Here is a 17,706-nt window from a genome sequence, read left to right on the forward strand (position 1 = left end):
ACTCCGTGATATATTACGCGCACCATTCCAACGCGCTCCCCGTCACAAGAATGCCCACCGCCCCCGCCGTCTCCGCCCTGGCGCAAAATGCCCGTGCATGGCTGCGCACATTCATTCCGCTGCCCGTTCCCGCCAGCCGCAAGGAGCGCTTCAAGAGTTGCCTGGGCGCCCTGCTGGGCCTGCTCTGCACTGAGTGGATCAGCCACCAGACCCTGGGTGGCTTCAATCCCTGGTTTGTCGCGCCGATGGGCGCCTCCGCGGTACTGCTGTTCGCGGTGCCGTCCTCGCCGCTGGCACAGCCGTGGTCGATCATCGGCGGCAACCTGATCGCCTCGGTCATCGGCGTGGCGTGCGCGCGCTGGATCCCCGACCCCGGCCTGGCGGCAGCCGTCGCCGTGGCCATCGCCATCGCCCTGATGTTCCAGTTCCACTGCGTGCACCCGCCCAGCGGCGCCGTGGCCATCACCGCCGTATTCGGCGGGCCGGCGGTCAGTGCACTGGGCTTCGGCTTCGTTGCCGTGCCGGTGCTGTTCAACTCGATGCTGCTGCTGCTGATGGCGCTCGCCTTCAACAACCTGTCGCGGCGGCGCTACCCGCACCGCCCGCCCGAGTCCGCAGCGCAGCATGGTACGAAAGACGTGCCGCCATCCCAGCGCCTGGGCGTCACCCGCGCCGACCTCGACGAAGCGCTGAAGGTGCGCGGCGAATTCCTCGATATCGAGGAAGACGATCTCGAGCAGATTCTGGTGGCAGCGCAGTTGCGTGCTTACCGGCGCCACTTCGGAAACGTGCTGTGCGGCGAGATCATGTCGCGCGACGTGATCACGGTCACGCCGGACCAGCCCGCGCATGAAGCCGGGCACCTGTTGTCCCAGCACCGCATCAAGGCCCTGCCGGTCGTGGACGCCACCCGGAAGCTGGTGGGCATCATTACCCAGAGCGACTTTTTCGCGGCGCAGCGCGATACCGGCGCGCGCCGCCTGGCAGGGACCGTGCGCAACCTGATGACGCGTGCCGTCGTCACCGCCCGTCCCGAGCAGCCGATGGTGGAACTGGCGCAGGCATTCTCCGATGGCGGGCTGCACCATGCGCCGGTGATCGACGACCAGCGGCGGGTGGTGGGGATGGTGACGCAATCCGATCTTGTTGCTGCGCTGCTTAAGAGTGGGGTGATGGCGGTGGTTGATTGAGTTTTGGTTTTGGGGGCATGTGATTGGGGTGTCGTTCTTGGCTAGCGTGGCTGTTTCGCCGGCGTGGCCGGAGGGGGCCCTGCTCGTTGGGTTGCTTGGGTGTGTCGGTGGTCGGGTTCGATGTTGTCGTAGGTTTTGCCGCCTGGTTCCGCCCTGCTGGGCGGGTCACTTTTGTCCGAGCGACAAAAGATGGAATGAACGCGCCCCGGCCTCGATGGCGCGGGTAGGCTCGCGATTCGAGAGGAACTCCAGCAGCTTGGGCCGGCTGAAGCGGCGGTTGGAACACTTGCCCGAAGGCTCGACCCAATAGAGCTGGAAGACAGTCTTTGCAATGTCCAGGCCGTAAGTCGTAGTATTCATCTCGGGTCCCTCCATCCTCGCGTGGTTGGTCACACTCCCACTCTGGCACATCGATGCCGTTTCGTGATGGGGGACCCGCCTACCCTGTCACGTTTCCCCGGATGCACAGCTGAACTACCGGCGCCTTTGATCGGAGGGCCGGGGCGCGTTCATTCCATCTTTTTGTCGCTCGGACAAAAAGTGACCCGCCCAGCAGGGCGGAACCAGGCGCCAAAACCTACGACAACATCGACCCCGACCGACATAACCAGGGTTTCACATCCCCCCCACCCCACGTAAGCTATATTTACGCCGTTCCCGTCACCCCGGCGGTGTCCAAGGGAGAGCCAACCATGAGTTCCGGCCAGTTAATTGAAAAAATCGCAGCCGTCTTCGCACTGATCGTGCTGATCGGCGGCTCGCTGCTGGTACTGGCACCGTTCACCACCGCACTGCTGTGGGGCGCGATCCTGGCATTCAGCTCCTGGTACCCCTACACCGTGCTGTCGCGCTGGCTCGGCAACCGCCGCGGGCTGGCTGCCCTGATCTGCGTGCTGCTGGCCACGGTGGTCGTGCTCGGTCCGTTCGTCTATGCCGGCGCGAGCTTCTCCGCGCACCTGGACGACCTGTCCGCGCTGGTCGACCGCTATATGGAACACGGCCTGCCGCAACTGCCCGTCTGGCTGAGCGGCCTGCCCTTTGTCGGCCCCTACCTGCAAAGCTCCTGGAACAGCGTCATCAACGCCGATTCCGAGATGGTCGCCAACCTGCGCAAGCTGATCGCCCCGGTCGGCCACGCGCTGCTGGGGGCCGGCCTGTCGATCGGTGCCGGGCTGGGGCAGCTGGCGCTGTCGATCATCCTGGCGTTCTTCTTCTATACCGGCGGCGAGTTCGCCATTGCCTGGCTGCGCGCGGGCATGCGCCGCATTGCCGGCGAGCGCGCCGACCACCTGCTGGAACTGGCCGGCAGCACCGTCAAGGGCGTGGTCTACGGCGTGCTGGGAACGGCCTTCGTCCAGGCGGTGCTGATGGGCATCGGCCTGTGGATCGCCGGCGTGCCGGGTGCTGCCATCCTGGGCTTCGTTACCTTCTTCCTGTCGGTGATCCCGGTCGGTCCGCCGCTGGTGTGGATTCCGGCCGCATTGTGGCTGTACCACACCGGCACCGCCGGCTGGGCCATCTTCCTGGTGGTGTGGGGCGTGGGCGTGGTCGGCATGGCCGACAACATCATCAAGCCGCTGCTGATCAGCAAGGGCACCGGCATGCCGCTGATCTGGATCATGCTGGGCGTGCTCGGCGGCGCGCTGGCGTTCGGCTTCCTGGGCGTGTTCATCGGCCCGACGCTGCTGGCGGTGGCCTATGCGCTGCTGCGCGACTGGACCATCGGCTCGCAAGGCGAACTGCACCACGACCTGAAGCAAGGCGCGGCGCTGGCGTCCGCGCCTGCACCCGCGGCGGCCCCGGCCGTGGTCGACAACCCCGATGTCCCGCCCGCGGCCACCGGCAAGCATCCCGGCTGATGGCGGGACACGAAGCGCCGGACACGCCGGCAGCCGCAACCGCAACCGCCGACACCTCGCCGGCAGCGCTGCACCGGCTGGTGGCATGCGAATACTGTGACGCGATTTATGAGCGCACGCCGATCGCGCCCGGCGAGCGCGCGCTGTGCCTGCGCTGCGGCGGCCAGCTCTATCGCGAAAGCCGTCGCGAGTATCAGCGGCTGCTGCCGCTGGTCATCACCGCGCTGATCCTGTTCCTGGTCTCCAACGCCTACCCGATCGTCGAGATGGACCTGCAGGGGGTCCGCACCCAGACCACGCTGCTGGGCGCGGTGCAGGCCCTGTACACCGACAAGATGGGGCTGGTGGCGGCACTGGTGTTCGCCACCACCATCCTGTTCCCGCTGGCCGAAATGCTGATGATGGCCTACCTGCTGGTGCCGATGGCGCAGCACCGCATGCCGGTGGGTTTCGACCGCATCGTGCGTGGCATCCGCCAGACCCGGCCCTGGGGCATGATCGAAGTCTTCATGATCGGCGTGCTGGTCACGCTGGTGAAGCTGTCCACCATGGCGCGCGTGCTGCCCGGCATCGCGCTGTGGTCGTTTGCCGCGCTGGTGATCGTGCTGGCCGCGATGCTGTCGTTCGATCCGCGCGACCTGTGGCGCCATCTGGAACCTCCCGATGACGACGTCGCGACCGCGACCGAGGAAGGCCGATGACGGACCCGCGGCAACCTCCGGCACAACCGCCGGCGCAGCCACCCCGCCAACCGGGCGGGCGCCTGGCCCGTCCGCGCCAGCTGGCGCGCGAGGTGGTGGCCGAGCTCACCGACGACGACGAGAGCACGCCGCTGCCGCAGGTGCCGACCGCGAGCCGGCTGGGCCTGCTGTCGTGCCACGCCTGCGACCTGGTCAGCCCGCGCACGCTGGAGGGCGAGCCCTGCCCGCGCTGCGGCGCCACCCTGCACCATCGCAAGCCCGACAGCCTGGTGCGCACCTGGGCCTTCCTGCTGGCCGCCTATATCCTCTATATTCCGGCCAATGTGCTGCCGGTGATGGTGACGCGATCCATCCTCGGCACGCAGCAGGACACCATCCTGTCCGGCGTGCTCTACCTGTGGCTGTCCGGCTCGCACATGCTGGCCGGCCTGGTGCTGATCGCCAGCATCGTCGTGCCGCTGCTGAAGATGGTGATCCTCACCTTCCTGCTGCTGTCCGTCCATTTCCGCTCGACCTGGCGGATCCGGCAGCAGACCCGGCTGTACGGGCTGGTGGAGGTGATCGGCCGCTGGTCGATGCTCGATATTTTCGTGGTGGCGCTGCTGGCCTCGCTGGTGCGGGCCGGGGCGCTGGCCACCATCATCCCCGGCGGCGGCGCCATGGCCTTTGGCGCGGTCGTGGTCATGACCATGCTGGCCTCGCTCAGCTTCGATCCGCGCCTGCTGTGGGATTCGCTGGAAGACGACAATGCCCGACACTGACAATCAAGCCACCCCGCCCGCGGGCGCATCCCCGCCGGCACCGCCGGGCCTGCCGCGGCCCGAGCTCCGGCGCCGCGCGCGCTGGCTGCCCTCGCTGGTCTGGCTGATCCCGATCGTGGCGGCGGTGGTCGGCATCTCGCTGCTGGTGCATACGCTGGCCTCGCGCGGGCCCGAGATCACCGTCACCTTCCGCACGGCCGAGGGTCTCACGCCCGGCAAGACCGCGGTGCGCTACAAGGATGTCGACATCGGACTGGTCAAGTCGGTGCGGCTGGCGCGCGACCGCTCGCACGTGGTGGCATCGATCGACCTGACCAAGGACGCCGAGAACTTCGCCGTGGCCGACACGCGCTTCTGGGTGGTGCGCCCGCGCTTTGCGGCCAGCGGCGTGTCGGGGCTGGAGACGCTGCTGTCAGGCGCCTATATCGGCGTGGACGCGGGCAAGTCGCCGGAATCCGCGCGCAACTTCAAGGGGCTTGAAGTGCCGCCGGCGGTGACCACCGATGCCTCCGGCAAGCAGTTCGTGCTGCGCGCCTCCGAGCTGGGCTCGCTCGATATCGGCTCGCCGGTCTACTACCGGCGCGTGCTGGTGGGGCAGGTGGTGGCCTACCAGCTTGATCCCAACGGGCGCGACCTCACGCTGCGCGTGTTCGTCAACAAACCCTATGACAAGCTGGTTACCGCCGACACACGCTTCTGGCATGCCAGCGGCGTGGACCTGAAGCTCGACGCTGGCGGGCTCAAGCTGTCGACGCAGTCGCTGGTGACGGTGCTGCTGGGCGGCGTCGCCTTCCAGGCGCCGGACCACACCACCGCCACCGACGCCGCCGCCGAGAACACCCAGTTCCTGCTCGCCAACGACCAGGCCGAGGCGATGAAGAAACCGGAGGAACTTGCGCCCACGCTGGCGGTGCTCAATTTCGACCAGTCCGTGCGCGGGCTGTCGCCAGGCGCGCCGGTGGACTTCCGCGGCGTGATCGTGGGCCAGGTGCGTTCGATCGGCATCGAGTACCAGCGGGAAAAGAAAGCATTCCGCATGCCGGTGGTGGTAGAGCTGTATCCGTCGCGCATGGGCTTCCGCGAACGCGATGTCGGGGACCGCGAGCACGCGCGCAAGATCATCCAGGGCCTGCTGCAGCGTGGCATGCGCGCGCAGCTGCGCACCGGCAACCTGCTCACCGGCCAGCTGTACGTGGCGCTCGACTTCTTCCCGAAAGCGGCCCCGGCCAAGGTCGACCTGGACGCACCGATTCCCGAGCTGGCCACCACGCCGGGCACCTTCGACCAGTTGCAGGCGCAGGTGGGCGACATCGTCAACCGCATCGACAAGGTGCCGTTCGACCAGATCGGCCAGGACCTGCGCACCACCGTGGCAAGCCTGAACAAGACGCTGGCCACCGCCGACCAGCTGGTGCAGCAGCTCAACGGCGATGTCGCGCCGCAGGTGCTGGCCGCGCTGCAGGACGCGCGCAAGACGCTGACCGCGGCCAGCGGCACGCTGGCCTCGGACGCGCCGCTGCAGCAGGACACGCGCCGCATGCTGCAGGAGCTGACGCGCACCGCCACGTCGCTGCGCACGCTGACCGATTACCTCGAACGCCACCCTGAAGCGCTGGTGCGCGGCAAGCCGGAGAAAGAATGATGAAGCGCCGTCCTCTTACCTGCCCGCTCGCCGCCGCCCTGGCCGGCGTGCTGGCCGCGGGCGTGCTGGCCGGATGCGCGTCGCCCGAGCCGCGCTACTACACGCTGGCGCAGGGCGCGGTCGCACCGCTCCCGGCCACGACGACGCCGGGATCGACCAGCACGCTATGGCTGGAAGTCGCGCCGGTGCGCGTGCCGGAGCGGCTCAACCGCCCGCAGCTGGTGGTGCGCGATGGCAGCGACGCCGGCGTGCGCCTGCTGGACCTGGCGCGCTGGTCCGCGCCGCTGCCCGACGAGCTGCGCGACGCGCTGTCGCAACGCCTGCAGGCCACGCTGGGCGCGGTCGACACCTATCAGCAAGGGATGTCGGACGTGCAGCCGCTGTACCGGATCACCACCGAAGTGCTGCGCCTGGATGCCGACGTGGGCCAGCGTGCCGGCGCCACCATCAACTGGACCGTGCGGCGGCTGCCGGACGGCAAGGTAGTCAGCGGCCGCACCCAGGCAGAACTGCCGGCGCCCGGCGCGGTCGATGGCGTCGTCGCGGCGTACCGCGAGATCGTCGCCAGCACGGCGGCCGATATCGCGGCCGGGGTGCAGTCGCTGCGGCCTCAGGGCCTGCTCAGGCCCTAGTCGTCGCCCCACGCCGCCGCGTCGCGCTCGCGGCGCGCGGCGGCTTCAGCGGCACGCCGGTGAATCGCCTCGGCCATCGCCGCCAGGCACTCGGCGGCCCCGCCCTGCACCAGCTTCACCGAACAGGCCAGCATCAGGTTCTTGCCCAGGCCGAAGTCCTCCACCACGAAGCCGCGCGCATCCAGCGGCATGCCGTCCGTGTCGGTCGCCACGGTGACGCGCTCGCGCAGCGTGCCCGCGTCGGCGCTGTAGCCCCACACCGGCTTCTGCAGCGCCACCGCAAAGCCCACCTCGAATGCCGTGCCGGAATCCGGCTCGCCCGGCCCGCGGAAGTCATCCAGGTTGGCCATCACCATGTCCGCGCGGCGCAGCAGCGCGATATTGGCGTCATGGATCCAGCGCGCGGTGTCGGGGCCGGACATGCCCCCGGGCGCGGCCTTGTCGAGCGGATACAGGCCGGCGAAACCATGCGCCGCGCACAGCGCCTTGAGGTGCTCGCCCCAGGCGAGCGCATCCTTGCGAAAGACGTCAAAGCCAGCCAGGTAGATGGTTTTCATGGCATGTGAGCGTGGCAGCGGGGATAAGGTCGCAGCATAACCCGCCGCCCACCGGCACGGTACTACCGGCCTGCACGAACATCGCACAGCTTGCGCGCGCACGGGGAGCCCTTGCGCTACCATTGCCCGTTCCCTCCCTGTCTCCGCCACCCCATGTCCGCTCCCCAGATCCTCCAGGTCGGCCCGCTCGCGCCCCAGACCAATACCACCCTGCAGCAACAGTACGGCGCCGCCGCGCTGTGGCAGCACGCCGATCCGCTCGCGTGGGCGCGCAGCGCGGGCCAGCAGGTGCGCGTGCTGGTGACCTCGGCGCGCCACGGCTGCAGCGCCGCGCTGATCGATGCGCTGCCGCGCCTGGAAGCGATCGTCAGCTTCGGCGTGGGCTATGACGCGATCGCGCTGGACGCGGCCCGCGCGCGCGGCATCCAGGTCAGCAATACGCCTGACGTGCTCAATGACTGCGTCGCCGACCTGGCCTTCGGGCTGCTGCTGGATGCGGCGCGCGGCATCGCCCACGGCGACCGCTTCGTGCGCGCCGGGCGCTGGCCGCAGGGCGGCTTCCCGCTGACCACGCGCGTGTCGGGCAAGAAGCTCGGCATCGTGGGGCTGGGCCGCATCGGCGAGATCGTCGCGCGCCGCGCGCAGGGCTTCGACATGGAGATCGCCTACAACAACCGCCGCCCGCGCGAGGGCGCGCCGTGGCGCTTCGAGCCGGACCTGAAGGCGCTGGCGTCATGGGCCGACTTCCTGGTGGTGGCCACCGTCGGCGGTCCCGCTACGGCCGGGCTGGTGTCGCGCGAGATCATCGACGCCCTTGGCCCCAAGGGCATCCTGGTCAATGTGTCGCGCGGCAGCGTGATCGACGAAGCGGCGATGGTCGCAGCGCTGGTCGAAGGACGCCTCGGCGGCGCCGGCCTGGATGTGTTCCAGGACGAGCCCAACGTGCCGCCCGCGCTGCTGGCGCTGGACCATGTCGTGCTGGCGCCGCACATGGCCAGCGGCACGCATGAAACGCGCGCCGCCATGACCGCGCTGACGCTGCGGAACCTGGATGCCTTCCTGGACGGCGGCAAGGTGCTGACGCCGGTACTGTAGGCGCCATTCCGCGTGCCTGGCGTGCCTATACTGGATGCACCGGCTCCAGCCCACTCTGCGGGCCGGCGTCAGGAGGCATCATGGCACGCAAATTTATCGATTGCCGCGAGTACCCGAGCGACACCCACTGCACGGTGGCATTGAGCGCCGACAGCGAGGACGAACTGCTCGAAGCCGCGGTCCAGCATGCGGTGGCGGTGCACCAGCATCAGGACACGCCTGAGCTGCGCACCCAGTTGAAATCGTTGTTCAAGGAAGGCACGCCGCCGGCCTGAAAGCGGCAAGGCTGGCGCCGGACAGGTGCCAGCCCATCCTCCCTCACGGGGCGCATTCGCTGCCCCTGATACAGCACTTATGCCGGTCCGAATACCCATGACAGCCGTCATGGCGCATCATTGACGCATCGCTATATACAGACGTATATTGCGCCTGACAGTCCACCTGCCCGGGCCTTGCCGCGCATGTCGCACATGCCGGCCGGCCGATTCCCGAGGATTCCAATGCCTGCCTTCCGCTCCTGCCGCCGCGGGTTCCTGCTGGCCGCCTCCGTCGCCACGCTGGCGCTGGCCGCCCCGCCAGCCTTTGCCGCCGACCTGGTGGTGTCCGCCGCCGCCAGCCTGACCAATGCCTTCAAGTCGCTGGCCGAGTCGTTCGAGCGCGCGCATCCCGGCACGCACGTAGTGCTGAATTTCGGCGCCTCCGACGTGCTGATGCAGCAGATCGTCAAGGGCGCGCCGGCCGACGTGTTTGCCTCGGCCGACCAGGAAGCGATGAACAAGGCCGAGGCCGAGAAGGTGATCGCCGCGGCTTCACGCCGCAACTTTGCCGCCAACCAGGTGGTGCTGATCGTGCCCGCCGACAGCAAGCTGGGGATCGGCAAGCTGCAGGACCTGACGCGCCCGGAAGTGAAGCGCATCGCCTATGGCAACCCCGCCTCCGTGCCGGTGGGCCGCTACACCCGCGGCGCGCTGGAAACGGCCGGGCTGTGGGACGCTGTCGCCGCCAAGGGCGTGCCGGCGCAGAACGTGCGCCAGAGCCTGGACTACGTGGCGCGCGGCGAGGTCGAGGCCGGTTTCGTCTTCGCCACCGATGCCGCGGTGATGCCGGACAAGGTCAAGGTCGCAGTGCAGGTGCCAAGCCAGACGCCGGTGACCTACCCGATCGCCGTCACCAGCCAGACGCGCCAGCAGAAGGAGGCGGCACAGTTCGTCGACTACGTGGCCTCGCCCGAAGGCCAGGCCATCCTGTCGCGTTTCGGTTTCCATAAGCCCTGACCGAGCCCTCGCCGCACCATGGACGCCGTCTGGGTACCGCTGCTGCTGTCGCTGAAGGTGGCCGGCTGGGCCACCGCGCTGAACGCCGTGCTCGGCGTCGGCGCGGCCTGGGCGCTGGCGCGCTGGCGCTCGCCGCTGCGCGACGTGGTCGACGCCGTGCTGACGCTGCCGCTGGTGCTGCCGCCCACGGTGCTGGGCTACTACCTGCTGGTGCTGGTCGGGCGCCGTGGCGTATTCGGCGAGTGGCTGGCGCGCCTGGGCATCGAACTGGTCTTCACCTGGCAGGGCGCGGTGCTGGCCTCCACCATCGTCGCCTTCCCGCTGGTGCTCAAGTCCGCGCGCGCCGCCTTTGAAGGCGTGGACCATCAACTGGAAAACGCCGCCCGCGTGCTGGGCGTGCCCGAAGCCGGCATCTTCTTCCGCGTCACGCTGCCGCTGGCCGCGCGCGGCATCATCGCCGGCGTGCTGCTGGCCTTTGCGCGCGCGCTGGGCGAATTCGGCGCCACGCTGATGGTCGCGGGCAACCTGCCCGGGCGCACGCAGACGCTGTCGGTTGCCATCTATGAGGCCGTGCAGGCCGGCGACGACAATACCGCCAACCTGCTGGTGCTGGTGACCTCGCTCACCTGCGTGCTGCTGCTGGTGATTGCCGGGCGCCTGGTGCCGGCCACCGCGCGCAGTCCCGCTGAAACCTACGAACGCCGGCGCCTGCGCCCGCGTACCCGCTGAGCTGCCCCCCATGAGCATGCACGTCAGCATCCGCAAGCGGATGGTCTCGGCCGACCGGCACTTCGAGCTGGATATCGATTTCGATTCGGCGAGCCGGCGCATCGCGCTGTTCGGACCGTCGGGCGCGGGCAAAAGCCTCACGTTGCGCGCCATCGCCGGCCTGCTGGCGCCGGACAGCGGCCGCATCTTGCTGAACGGGCGCACGCTGTTCGACGCCGACGCCGGCATCGACGTGCGCCCGCAAGAGAGGCGCGTGGCCTACCTGTTCCAGGAATACGCGCTGTTCCCGCACCTGACCGTAGGCCAGAATATCGCCTTCGGCCTGGCGCGCGGCTGGCGCAACCCGCGCCGCGCAGCCGTGCATCCCGAAGCGCAGCGCTGGGTCGACGCCTTCGGCCTGGCCGAGATCGTCGGCAACTACCCGGCGGAGATCTCCGGTGGCCAGAAACAGCGCGTGGCACTGGCGCGCGCACTGGTGGCACAGCCCGACATCGTGCTGCTGGACGAGCCCTTCTCCGCGCTGGACCCCGCGCTGCGCGCACGCATGCGCGCGGAACTGCGCGCGCTGCAGGCCAGCCTGGACGTGCCGATGCTGGTGATCTCGCACGATCCCGCCGACGTCGAAGCCCTGGGCGAACACGTGCTGGAAATCCGCGAAGGCCGCATCTTCGGCAGCGGCACCAGCCGCGAGCATCCGCCGGTCTATGCGCCGGTGTCCGCGCGCGTGGCCTGAGCCGCTAGCTACCCCACCACGCCCAGGATCACGCTGGATGCCTTGAACACCGCCACCGCGGCCACCCCCGCTTCCAGCCCGAGCGCCTCCACACTCCCGTTGGTCACGATCGCCGCTATCGTGCCGCCACCGCCAAGTTCGATCACCACCTCGGCATTCACCGCCCCAGGCATCACGCGCGACACCACGCCCGGCAACTGGTTGCGCGCCGACAGCCGCATGCCCGGATCGGGCAGCCCCACCAGCACCGATGATGCCTTGATCAGCGCAAACGCCTCCGCGCCCTCGGCCAGCGCCAGCGTCTCGACGCTTTCGTGCGTGATGGTGGACACGACCTGCTGCCCGCCGGGCAACTCCAGCACGACCTCATCATTGACTGCGCCGCCGCGCACGCTGGCCACGCGTCCGAACAGCTTGTTGCGCGCGCTGGTCTTGATCATCATTCGCCTCATCAGGTGGATATCGTCGACCGCGCCCTCGCCCAGGCGCGACAGCTGTGCGACAAAGCGCCGGTGTTCGTCCTCGAGTGCGCGATAGGTGCGGATCAGCTGCTCGCCGCGCACGGTCAGGCGCGTGCCGCCGCCGCCCCTGCCGCCGGCGGCGCGCACCACCAGCGGCTCGCCGGCGCTGTTGTTCATGGCATCGATGGCGTCCCACGCCGCCTTGTAGCTGATGCCGACCGCGCGCGCGGCAGCGGTGATCGAGCCGTGTTCGCCGATGGCGGCGAGCAGCGCGATGCGGTCCTTGCCGCCCCAGTCTTGCGAGCCGGAGCGGAACCAGATGGCTCCCTGGAGTTCAAGCATGGATGTCGGGCGTCGATGGCCGGCGCCGCATTGAAGTCGGAAACGCGGCTATGGTAATCCGATTTGCGGACCGCTCAGCGCACTTAGTCCTGGTGCGCCGGGATATACCAGCGCATGATGCTGCCGGCAAAGTACTGGCGGTCGAACCGGCGCAACAGGCGCCAGGCGGCAAACGGGTCGATATCCAGGTCCACCCACGCCCACGGATGGTCGGGATCGCCCTCGCGCACGATTTCCACGGACTTGACCGGGGCATGACCCTTGAGCTTTTCCTGCAGCATGTCTTCGGTCACATCGCGATGCAAACCCCGGATCAGTACCTGCATGGATTCTCCCTGTCGGCGCCCCCGTCTGCATTGTAGGCGCCGCCTGCGCCGTGTGCCGACGGTCCGGCGCGCGCTACGCGATGAAGTGCACGCCCCCATCCACGTACACGGCATGGCCCGGAATGCGGCGCGCATAGGGCGTGGCCAGGCAGGCGGTGGCGAAGCCAACGTCCATGATGTCGACCACCTCGCCCAGCGGCCCCGGCGAGATAGCGTGGACGCGGATGCCCCTGGGCCCCAGTTCATGCGCCAGGTCGGCAAGCGGCGGATTGGATACGTTGACCATGGCGGCTCCTGCAGGACTGCGGTGCGCAATCCTCAGCTGCGCGGCCGCGTGGTGCGCGGCGCGGCCTTGCGCTTGCCGGTGGCGCGCGAGGCCTGCGGCTTGCCGTTCCCGGCGTGGCTGGGGGCCATTGCGGCATCCGCCGGACCCACGGCTGCATCGCCAACTGCGGGCGGATGACCGGTACCCATCACGTCGGCGACTTCGCGAAAGCGCGCCAGCCACTCGCCCTCCAGCGGGCCGCCGACCGTCATCACGCGATGCGCCGCCACCATCAGCTTGCGGCGGGTCTCGCGGTCCGGCACCAGCGCCGGCAATGCACGGATCGCGCGCTGCGGATCGAGCCTGACGATGAAGCTCTGCTGGCGCACGGCCGTCTTGAACTCGGCCAGGTCGGCATGGCCGCCGGCTTGCGCGGTGGCTGGCTGCTGTTCGCGCGCAATGCGGCGCAGCAGGTTGAACGGCCGCTCCTCGATCGCGCTGGCGTGTTCGGCCACGTAGGCCAGCACCCGCACAAAGGCCTCCAGCGTGCCGCCCTGCCCGATCGCCGCCTCGGCATCATGCAGCCGGCGCTCGGCCAGTTCCTTGCGCAACAATACGGTGACGGGCGATTCCAGGTTGACCGGCGCCTGCGCGCGCAGGCCCACCAGTGCCGCCATCACCGGCGATTCATAAATCGCCTCGAAGGTCCGCTCGTACCAGGCATCGCGCAGGTCGCGGAAGTGGTCGAGCGCGCTGACGATCTGCGCCGAGGCCGCCTGCTCCAGCGTCAGCAGCGGATTGTCCGACGATACCGGCGCGCGGTGCTCGCGCACCAGCGGCGCCAGTGCGCCGATCCACGCCATCCACGGGTTCGCGTCGGTCGCCAGCGAACGCTCCAGCCGCGCGGGATGCAGCGCGCGCAGCCACTGCGCGCTCGGTTCGCTGGACATGGCGCGCACCCACGGCGAGGCGAAGGTGTCGTAGATGTGCTGGTTGATCTCGGCCACGCGCCGTACCACCTCGAAGGCGCGCTCGTCGTCGCGGCCGTCGTCCAGCGCCAGGATGTCGGCGATGCCGCGGCGCTCGAAGCGCACCAGGTAGCGCCCTTCGACCAGGTCGCGATGCCGCAGATCCGGCGCGATGTCTTCGATCTTCGCCTCGTACAAGCCCGGCGGCAGCACGTCGATCAGGTCCAGCGCGCAGAACAGTTCGCTGTGCTCGCGGTTGGCCACGCCCGCGGAAACGAAGATGCCCAGGTGACCCACGGTCGGGTGCAGGCAGTAGACGATTACCTGGTCGTTGGCGACCAGCTCCTCGTCGCTTGCATAGAGGTCCGGGATCCAGTTCAGCGCCTGCTGCGGCGGCGTGATGTTATCCCCCCAGGAGGCAAAGACGATCACCGGCGAGCGCACGTTGCGCAGGTCCACCACGGTCTTGCCGTCGGTGCTGCGCACTTCGCCCGCGGTGAGCCGGTTGCCGACGAACAGCTGCTGCACGATCCAGTCGATCTCGGCGCGGTTCATCAGGAAATGGCCGCCCCACCAGCGCTCGAAGTCGAGGAAGCGCGGGCCTTCGGTGTCGGCCTGCGCATAGACATCGTAGAGCTTCTTCCACAAGGTATTGGCGGGATTGAGCTGCTCGAAGTTCTCCACCAGCCAGGCGCCGTCGAAGCGGCCATTGCCCAGGTCGGCAGTCAGCGATGCCAGCCACGAGCCGCCCAGCAGCCCGCCGCTGTAGCGCATCGGGTTGCGCCCGCGCACGCCGGACCAGTACGCCAGCGGCGCGCCGGCCAGCAGCAGCGGGCCGGTGCGCTCCGGCGCCACCGCGGCCAGCATCATCAGTGCCCAGCCGGCCTGGCAGTTGCCGATGACGAAGGGCTTGCCCGGCGCGTCCGGATGGCGTTCACCGACGATCTGCAGGAAGGCGGCCTCGGCGCGCGCCACCGATTCGATGGTCTGCCCCGGGCAGGGCTCATGGAAGAAGGTGATGAAGTAGCACGGATGGCCGGTGCGCAGTGCGATGCCGATCTCGCTGTCGGCCTTGAAGCCGCCAATGCCCGGGCCGTGGCCAGCGCGCGGGTCGATCACGACGAAGGGGCGCCTGGCGGGATCGGTCGGGCTGTCCGCCGGCGGCACGATGCGCAGCAGCGCGTAGTTGGCGGGCTCCGGGAGCTCCCGGCCATCGGCCAGCAGTTCGTGCTCGAACACCAGCACCGCCGGCATGCCCTCGCGCTCATGCTCGGCGGACTCGTTGCCGCGCTGGCGCAGGATGTCGAGCAGCAGCACGGTGCGCTGCCAGGCGTCCAGGGTGTATTCAAGCACCGGCTGCGCCAGTGCCGCAAACGGGTTGGCCTGCATGGGCAGACTGGTCGAGGTGGCGGTGCTGTCCTGCGGCAGGACGGCGCGTTCGCGTGCGGTCATTCCACTCCCCTGGTTTGCGCCCCGCCCGGCGTATCCGCGCGCTTGGCGGAGCGGCCGGAGTGACGCATGTTGCTCTGCAGCAAAAACAAGCGTACCAGCCGCTGCAGCGCGCTGCAACCCACGGATGGGTGGCGCGAAATGGCGCACTGCTGGCAGGGGCGCCCGGTCATCGACGCGAAAGAATCGTCGCCTATACTGGCGCGGTGCGCTTTGCGCATCGCAGCAATCCTGCCGCGCGCGGCCGGCGCCAGGCGCGACGTCAATGCAGATGATCGCGCTGAGCGCCGCCCGCATCCTGCGTGAGAGCGCCAGGCTCTGAGTCAGTCTGCCAGGTAGTGCTCGCGCAGTTGCGCGACGTCCACTGCCAGGGCGTCGCGCAGGTAGTTGTCGACGCTGCCCCAGGCCGCATCGATGGCCTGCATCGAGGCATCGAGATAACTGGCCCGGACTTCCAGCAGCGGCATCATCACTGCGGGGTCCACGCCGAGCCCGGCCATGCGCGCCAGCGCCGACTCGTTGAACTGCGCGTTGCGCTGGTTCGATTCCAGGTAGTTGGCGAGGATATCGTCCTGCGCCACCCCCAGCGCCGCCAGCAGCAACAGCGCGGCAAAGCCGGTGCGGTCCTTGCCGGCGGTGCAGTGAAACAGCAGCGTCTTGCCGCCCTGCGCCGTGTGCATGAAGCCGCCGAAGGCTTCGCGGTAGCGCACCGGGAAATCGCGGTAGACCTCCAGCATGAAGGCATCCATCTGCGCCGGCGTGCCGGCGCGCAGGCGCGGCATCAGCACCTCCATCGCCATACTGCCTTCCAGCACCGGCACCGCCTTCCAGTGGAAACGCTGGCCGAAAGCGGCTTCGTCTGGCGACTTCTCGCCGGGCGAACGGAAATCCACCACCATGTCGAGCCCGAGCGCCTGCAGCCGGTCCAGGTCCGCGGCGCTGGCCAGCGCGGGGTTGCCGCTGCGGTACAGGCGGCCCTGGCGCACGCGGCGTCCGCCTGCACCAGCCAGCCCGCCGAGGTCGCGCGCATTGCTGATGGTGTCGAATACCAGGTCATGCCGGCCCTGCTCGCTGCCGGCGCTCGCCGGGGCCTGCGGCACGACCGCATTGGCGTGCAGGCATCCTGCGCGTTGAAGCCACTTGATCATTTTTCTTTCCCGATTGTCCTTGCGATGCGGGCCACTGCCGTGCCGCCGCTTCAGCGCGCGCGGTACGCCGGCACATGCCAGTGCAGGTGGCAACCCACGATATAGCGCCGGCCCAGCCGCGCCACCAGCTTCCACACCGTCAGCGCACTGGCATCGATATCGACCCACGCCAACGGGTGCCTGGGGTCGCCCGCTTCCACCAGTTCCACCGAACGGATCTTCGCATACCGCGCCAGCGCTTCGCGCAGCGCCGCCGCGTCCTGCCCCGCTTTCAGTCCACGTAACCAAACCTTCATGGTCGGCTCCGATTATTTCAGATCACTCCGGCTCACGCATCACCCGGCGGGGCCAGCGCGCGGCGGTTGGGCACACGAACCACCGCCAGGCCTTATATGGCGGGCCTCTCACGGGTATGACGCGTGCGGCAGGCCGGGTATCCATGGATCTCGCGTGGATTTGATCTTGCCTGAGGCCATCGCGGCCGGCCGCGGCTGGCACAATACGTGCCATGAGAAACCTCTGGTCCGCCTTCATCAAGCTGCTGGTGCTCGCCGTGATCGGCGGCGCACTGCTGGCCGCGATCGCCATCCTGACCGCCAACCGGCAGTTGCCATCGCTCGATGCGCTTACCGCCTTCCGCCATACACCCGACTACGTTCCCATCGACAAGATCCCGCGCGAGCTGACCGAAGCGGTGGTGGCGATCGAGGATGAACGCTTCTACGTGCATGACGGCATCGACTACATCGGCGTCATCCGCGCCGGCGTTGCCAACCTGTCGGACGAGCTGTCGCAGGGGGCGTCGACCATCACCATGCAGGTGGCGCGCAATTTCTACTTGTCGCGCGACAAGACCTATACCCGCAAGTTGTATGAGGTGCTGCTGTCCTATCGGATTGAAAAGGCGCTGAGCAAGGACGAGATCCTGGAGCTGTATATGAACAAGATCTACCTGGGACAGGGGGCCTATGGCTTTGCCGATGCGGCGCGGACCTACTTTGGCAAGCGGCTGGACCAGTTGACGCTGGCTGAGTGCGCGATGCTGGCCGGGCTGCCCAAGGCGCCTTCGGCCAACAATCCGGTGGCGAATCCCAGGCGGGCCCGGCAGCGGCAGGTTTATATCCTGAAGCGGATGCTGGAGCTTGGGAGGATTTCGCGGGGGGAATATGATGGGGCGTTGCTGGAGCCGCTGAGGTTGAAGTGAGTGGTGCTTCTGTTTGGTGGCTAGAGGGGGGATTGGGGCTCTTCGTGGGGCTTGCTGCTCGTTGGCTTGGTTATGTCGGTCGGGTTCAATGTTGTCATAGGTTTTACCGCCTGGTTCCGCCCTGCTGGGCGGGCCACTTTTTGTCCGAGCGACAAAAAGTAACCAAAAAACGCGTCGCCTCTGGCGGCTGGCCACCAATTCCTCGGCGGGGGTGGTTCCGGCGGCGGTGATTTCCGGTCGATGGGGATGGTGGTTCGACCCTGCTACGCACCCTGTCTGTGCCCACATCAACGGACTATTGGACGAACCCGACTTTAGGCTATTGGCCGCCTGCTAACCACGGCGTCGGTCGGACGCCTTCGGCTGCGCT

The 17,706-nt window shown here is 68.5% G+C and carries 19 protein-coding genes and 2 pseudogenes; 13 read left to right on the forward strand and 8 right to left on the reverse strand.

The window, feature by feature from the left end:
- The first annotated feature begins 50 nt into the window (after positions 1-50).
- Complete coding sequence (locus ACZ5MJ_RS14830; RefSeq protein ID WP_464220318.1) at positions 51-1,190, forward strand: HPP family protein; 1,140 nt, start codon at positions 51-53, stop codon at positions 1,188-1,190.
- Positions 1,191-1,358: 168 nt separating this feature from the next.
- Here ACZ5MJ_RS14830 and ACZ5MJ_RS14835 read toward each other — a convergent pair.
- Positions 1,359-1,550, reverse strand: a pseudogene (locus ACZ5MJ_RS14835) (IS110 family transposase); the annotation flags it as partial.
- 332 nt (positions 1,551-1,882) lie between these two features.
- Here ACZ5MJ_RS14835 and ACZ5MJ_RS14840 point away from each other — a divergent pair.
- From ACZ5MJ_RS14840 to ACZ5MJ_RS14860, 5 genes are read left to right on the forward strand one after another with little or no spacing between them, the layout of a single operon-like run.
- Positions 1,883-3,049, forward strand: coding sequence for an AI-2E family transporter (locus tag ACZ5MJ_RS14840; RefSeq protein ID WP_464220320.1), 1,167 nt, complete (start codon positions 1,883-1,885; stop codon positions 3,047-3,049).
- On the forward strand, positions 3,049-3,750 hold the full coding sequence (locus ACZ5MJ_RS14845; protein WP_464220322.1) for a paraquat-inducible protein A: 702 nt from the start codon (positions 3,049-3,051) through the stop codon (positions 3,748-3,750). The genes ACZ5MJ_RS14840 and ACZ5MJ_RS14845 overlap by 1 nt, the downstream gene beginning before the upstream one ends.
- A complete protein-coding gene (locus ACZ5MJ_RS14850) occupies positions 3,747-4,511 on the forward strand; it encodes a paraquat-inducible protein A (RefSeq protein ID WP_464220324.1) in 765 nt (254 codons plus the stop codon). Before ACZ5MJ_RS14845 ends, ACZ5MJ_RS14850 begins: the two co-directional genes overlap by 4 nt.
- Positions 4,498-6,153, forward strand: a complete 1,656-nt coding sequence (locus ACZ5MJ_RS14855) for a PqiB family protein (protein ID WP_464220326.1) — start codon at positions 4,498-4,500, stop codon at positions 6,151-6,153. The genes ACZ5MJ_RS14850 and ACZ5MJ_RS14855 overlap by 14 nt, the downstream gene beginning before the upstream one ends.
- Positions 6,150-6,785: a PqiC family protein gene (locus ACZ5MJ_RS14860; RefSeq protein WP_464220328.1), complete on the forward strand. Its 636-nt coding sequence runs from the start codon at positions 6,150-6,152 to the stop codon at positions 6,783-6,785. The genes ACZ5MJ_RS14855 and ACZ5MJ_RS14860 overlap by 4 nt, the downstream gene beginning before the upstream one ends.
- Here ACZ5MJ_RS14860 and ACZ5MJ_RS14865 read toward each other — a convergent pair.
- Positions 6,782-7,342, reverse strand: coding sequence for a nucleoside 2-deoxyribosyltransferase (locus tag ACZ5MJ_RS14865; protein ID WP_464220330.1), 561 nt, complete (start codon positions 7,340-7,342; stop codon positions 6,782-6,784). The genes ACZ5MJ_RS14860 and ACZ5MJ_RS14865 overlap by 4 nt on opposite strands.
- A 153-nt stretch (positions 7,343-7,495) precedes the next feature.
- Here ACZ5MJ_RS14865 and ACZ5MJ_RS14870 point away from each other — a divergent pair, with 153 nt between their 5' ends.
- From ACZ5MJ_RS14870 to ACZ5MJ_RS14890, 5 genes are all read left to right on the forward strand, one after another.
- Complete coding sequence (locus ACZ5MJ_RS14870) at positions 7,496-8,437, forward strand: 2-hydroxyacid dehydrogenase (protein WP_464220332.1); 942 nt, start codon at positions 7,496-7,498, stop codon at positions 8,435-8,437.
- Between the two features lie 80 nt (positions 8,438-8,517).
- Positions 8,518-8,712 carry a DUF1059 domain-containing protein gene (locus ACZ5MJ_RS14875; RefSeq protein WP_464220333.1) on the forward strand — a complete coding sequence of 65 codons (195 nt, stop codon included), beginning with the start codon at positions 8,518-8,520 and terminating at the stop codon, positions 8,710-8,712.
- 225 nt (positions 8,713-8,937) lie between these two features.
- Entirely contained in the window at positions 8,938-9,711 is a 774-nt protein-coding gene (gene modA, locus ACZ5MJ_RS14880; protein ID WP_464220335.1) for a molybdate ABC transporter substrate-binding protein, read from the forward strand.
- Positions 9,712-9,729: 18 nt separating this feature from the next.
- Positions 9,730-10,440, forward strand: coding sequence for a molybdate ABC transporter permease subunit (modB, locus tag ACZ5MJ_RS14885; RefSeq protein ID WP_464220336.1), 711 nt, complete (start codon positions 9,730-9,732; stop codon positions 10,438-10,440).
- A 10-nt stretch (positions 10,441-10,450) separates the two neighbouring features.
- Entirely contained in the window at positions 10,451-11,173 is a 723-nt protein-coding gene (locus ACZ5MJ_RS14890) for an ATP-binding cassette domain-containing protein (RefSeq protein WP_464220338.1), read from the forward strand.
- A gap of 8 nt (positions 11,174-11,181) precedes the next feature.
- Here ACZ5MJ_RS14890 and ACZ5MJ_RS14895 read toward each other — a convergent pair whose 3' ends face one another.
- From ACZ5MJ_RS14895 to ACZ5MJ_RS14910, 4 genes and pseudogenes are all read right to left on the reverse strand, one after another.
- Positions 11,182-11,976, reverse strand: coding sequence for a TOBE domain-containing protein (locus ACZ5MJ_RS14895; RefSeq protein ID WP_464220339.1), 795 nt, complete (start codon positions 11,974-11,976; stop codon positions 11,182-11,184).
- Positions 11,977-12,059: 83 nt separating this feature from the next.
- Positions 12,060-12,302, reverse strand: a complete 243-nt coding sequence (locus ACZ5MJ_RS14900; protein ID WP_432259369.1) for an RNA-binding protein — start codon at positions 12,300-12,302, stop codon at positions 12,060-12,062.
- A gap of 73 nt (positions 12,303-12,375) precedes the next feature.
- Positions 12,376-12,555, reverse strand: a pseudogene (locus ACZ5MJ_RS14905) (enoyl-ACP reductase FabI); the annotation flags it as partial.
- Between the two features lie 65 nt (positions 12,556-12,620).
- On the reverse strand, positions 12,621-14,987 hold the full coding sequence (locus ACZ5MJ_RS14910) for a DUF3141 domain-containing protein (RefSeq protein ID WP_464220341.1): 2,367 nt from the start codon (positions 14,985-14,987) through the stop codon (positions 12,621-12,623).
- A gap of 66 nt (positions 14,988-15,053) precedes the next feature.
- Here ACZ5MJ_RS14910 and ACZ5MJ_RS14915 point away from each other — a divergent pair, with 66 nt between their 5' ends.
- On the forward strand, positions 15,054-15,290 hold the full coding sequence (locus ACZ5MJ_RS14915; RefSeq protein WP_464220343.1) for a hypothetical protein: 237 nt from the start codon (positions 15,054-15,056) through the stop codon (positions 15,288-15,290).
- A 17-nt stretch (positions 15,291-15,307) separates the two neighbouring features.
- Here the strand turns inward: ACZ5MJ_RS14915 and ACZ5MJ_RS14920 are convergent, their stop codons facing one another.
- A complete protein-coding gene (locus ACZ5MJ_RS14920) occupies positions 15,308-16,132 on the reverse strand; it encodes a tyrosine-protein phosphatase (RefSeq protein WP_464220344.1) in 825 nt (274 codons plus the stop codon).
- 50 nt (positions 16,133-16,182) lie between these two features.
- Positions 16,183-16,428: an RNA-binding protein gene (locus tag ACZ5MJ_RS14925; protein WP_464220346.1), complete on the reverse strand. Its 246-nt coding sequence runs from the start codon at positions 16,426-16,428 to the stop codon at positions 16,183-16,185.
- Positions 16,429-16,640: 212 nt separating this feature from the next.
- Between ACZ5MJ_RS14925 and ACZ5MJ_RS14930 the strand changes: the two genes are divergently transcribed.
- Positions 16,641-17,336 (forward strand): transglycosylase domain-containing protein, encoded by a 696-nt coding sequence (locus tag ACZ5MJ_RS14930; RefSeq protein WP_464220348.1) that lies wholly within the window; start codon positions 16,641-16,643, stop codon positions 17,334-17,336.
- Positions 17,337-17,706 lie beyond the last annotated feature (370 nt).

This window comes from Cupriavidus sp. LA-1 (genome assembly GCF_055385985.1).

What these genes read in the sequence shown, in the direction of transcription:
- ACZ5MJ_RS14850 (WP_464220324.1), top strand. Translation starts at nt 3,747, where the DNA reads ATGACGGACCCGCGGCAACCTCCGGCACAACCGCCGGCGCAGCCACCC.
- ACZ5MJ_RS14860 (WP_464220328.1), top strand. Translation starts at nt 6,150, where the DNA reads ATGATGAAGCGCCGTCCTCTTACCTGCCCGCTCGCCGCCGCCCTGGCC.
- ACZ5MJ_RS14830 (WP_464220318.1), top strand. Translation starts at nt 51, where the DNA reads ATGCCCACCGCCCCCGCCGTCTCCGCCCTGGCGCAAAATGCCCGTGCA.
- ACZ5MJ_RS14870 (WP_464220332.1), top strand. Translation starts at nt 7,496, where the DNA reads ATGTCCGCTCCCCAGATCCTCCAGGTCGGCCCGCTCGCGCCCCAGACC.
- ACZ5MJ_RS14900 (WP_432259369.1), bottom strand. Translation starts at nt 12,302, where the DNA reads ATGCAGGTACTGATCCGGGGTTTGCATCGCGATGTGACCGAAGACATG.
- ACZ5MJ_RS14930 (WP_464220348.1), top strand. Translation starts at nt 16,641, where the DNA reads ATGAGAAACCTCTGGTCCGCCTTCATCAAGCTGCTGGTGCTCGCCGTG.
- ACZ5MJ_RS14845 (WP_464220322.1), top strand. Translation starts at nt 3,049, where the DNA reads ATGGCGGGACACGAAGCGCCGGACACGCCGGCAGCCGCAACCGCAACC.
- ACZ5MJ_RS14915 (WP_464220343.1), top strand. Translation starts at nt 15,054, where the DNA reads ATGTTGCTCTGCAGCAAAAACAAGCGTACCAGCCGCTGCAGCGCGCTG.
- ACZ5MJ_RS14865 (WP_464220330.1), bottom strand. Translation starts at nt 7,342, where the DNA reads ATGAAAACCATCTACCTGGCTGGCTTTGACGTCTTTCGCAAGGATGCG.
- ACZ5MJ_RS14920 (WP_464220344.1), bottom strand. Translation starts at nt 16,132, where the DNA reads ATGATCAAGTGGCTTCAACGCGCAGGATGCCTGCACGCCAATGCGGTC.
- ACZ5MJ_RS14910 (WP_464220341.1), bottom strand. Translation starts at nt 14,987, where the DNA reads ATGACCGCACGCGAACGCGCCGTCCTGCCGCAGGACAGCACCGCCACC.
- ACZ5MJ_RS14875 (WP_464220333.1), top strand. Translation starts at nt 8,518, where the DNA reads ATGGCACGCAAATTTATCGATTGCCGCGAGTACCCGAGCGACACCCAC.
- ACZ5MJ_RS14855 (WP_464220326.1), top strand. Translation starts at nt 4,498, where the DNA reads ATGCCCGACACTGACAATCAAGCCACCCCGCCCGCGGGCGCATCCCCG.
- modA (WP_464220335.1), top strand. Translation starts at nt 8,938, where the DNA reads ATGCCTGCCTTCCGCTCCTGCCGCCGCGGGTTCCTGCTGGCCGCCTCC.
- ACZ5MJ_RS14840 (WP_464220320.1), top strand. Translation starts at nt 1,883, where the DNA reads ATGAGTTCCGGCCAGTTAATTGAAAAAATCGCAGCCGTCTTCGCACTG.
- ACZ5MJ_RS14895 (WP_464220339.1), bottom strand. Translation starts at nt 11,976, where the DNA reads ATGCTTGAACTCCAGGGAGCCATCTGGTTCCGCTCCGGCTCGCAAGAC.
- modB (WP_464220336.1), top strand. Translation starts at nt 9,730, where the DNA reads ATGGACGCCGTCTGGGTACCGCTGCTGCTGTCGCTGAAGGTGGCCGGC.
- ACZ5MJ_RS14925 (WP_464220346.1), bottom strand. Translation starts at nt 16,428, where the DNA reads ATGAAGGTTTGGTTACGTGGACTGAAAGCGGGGCAGGACGCGGCGGCG.
- ACZ5MJ_RS14890 (WP_464220338.1), top strand. Translation starts at nt 10,451, where the DNA reads ATGAGCATGCACGTCAGCATCCGCAAGCGGATGGTCTCGGCCGACCGG.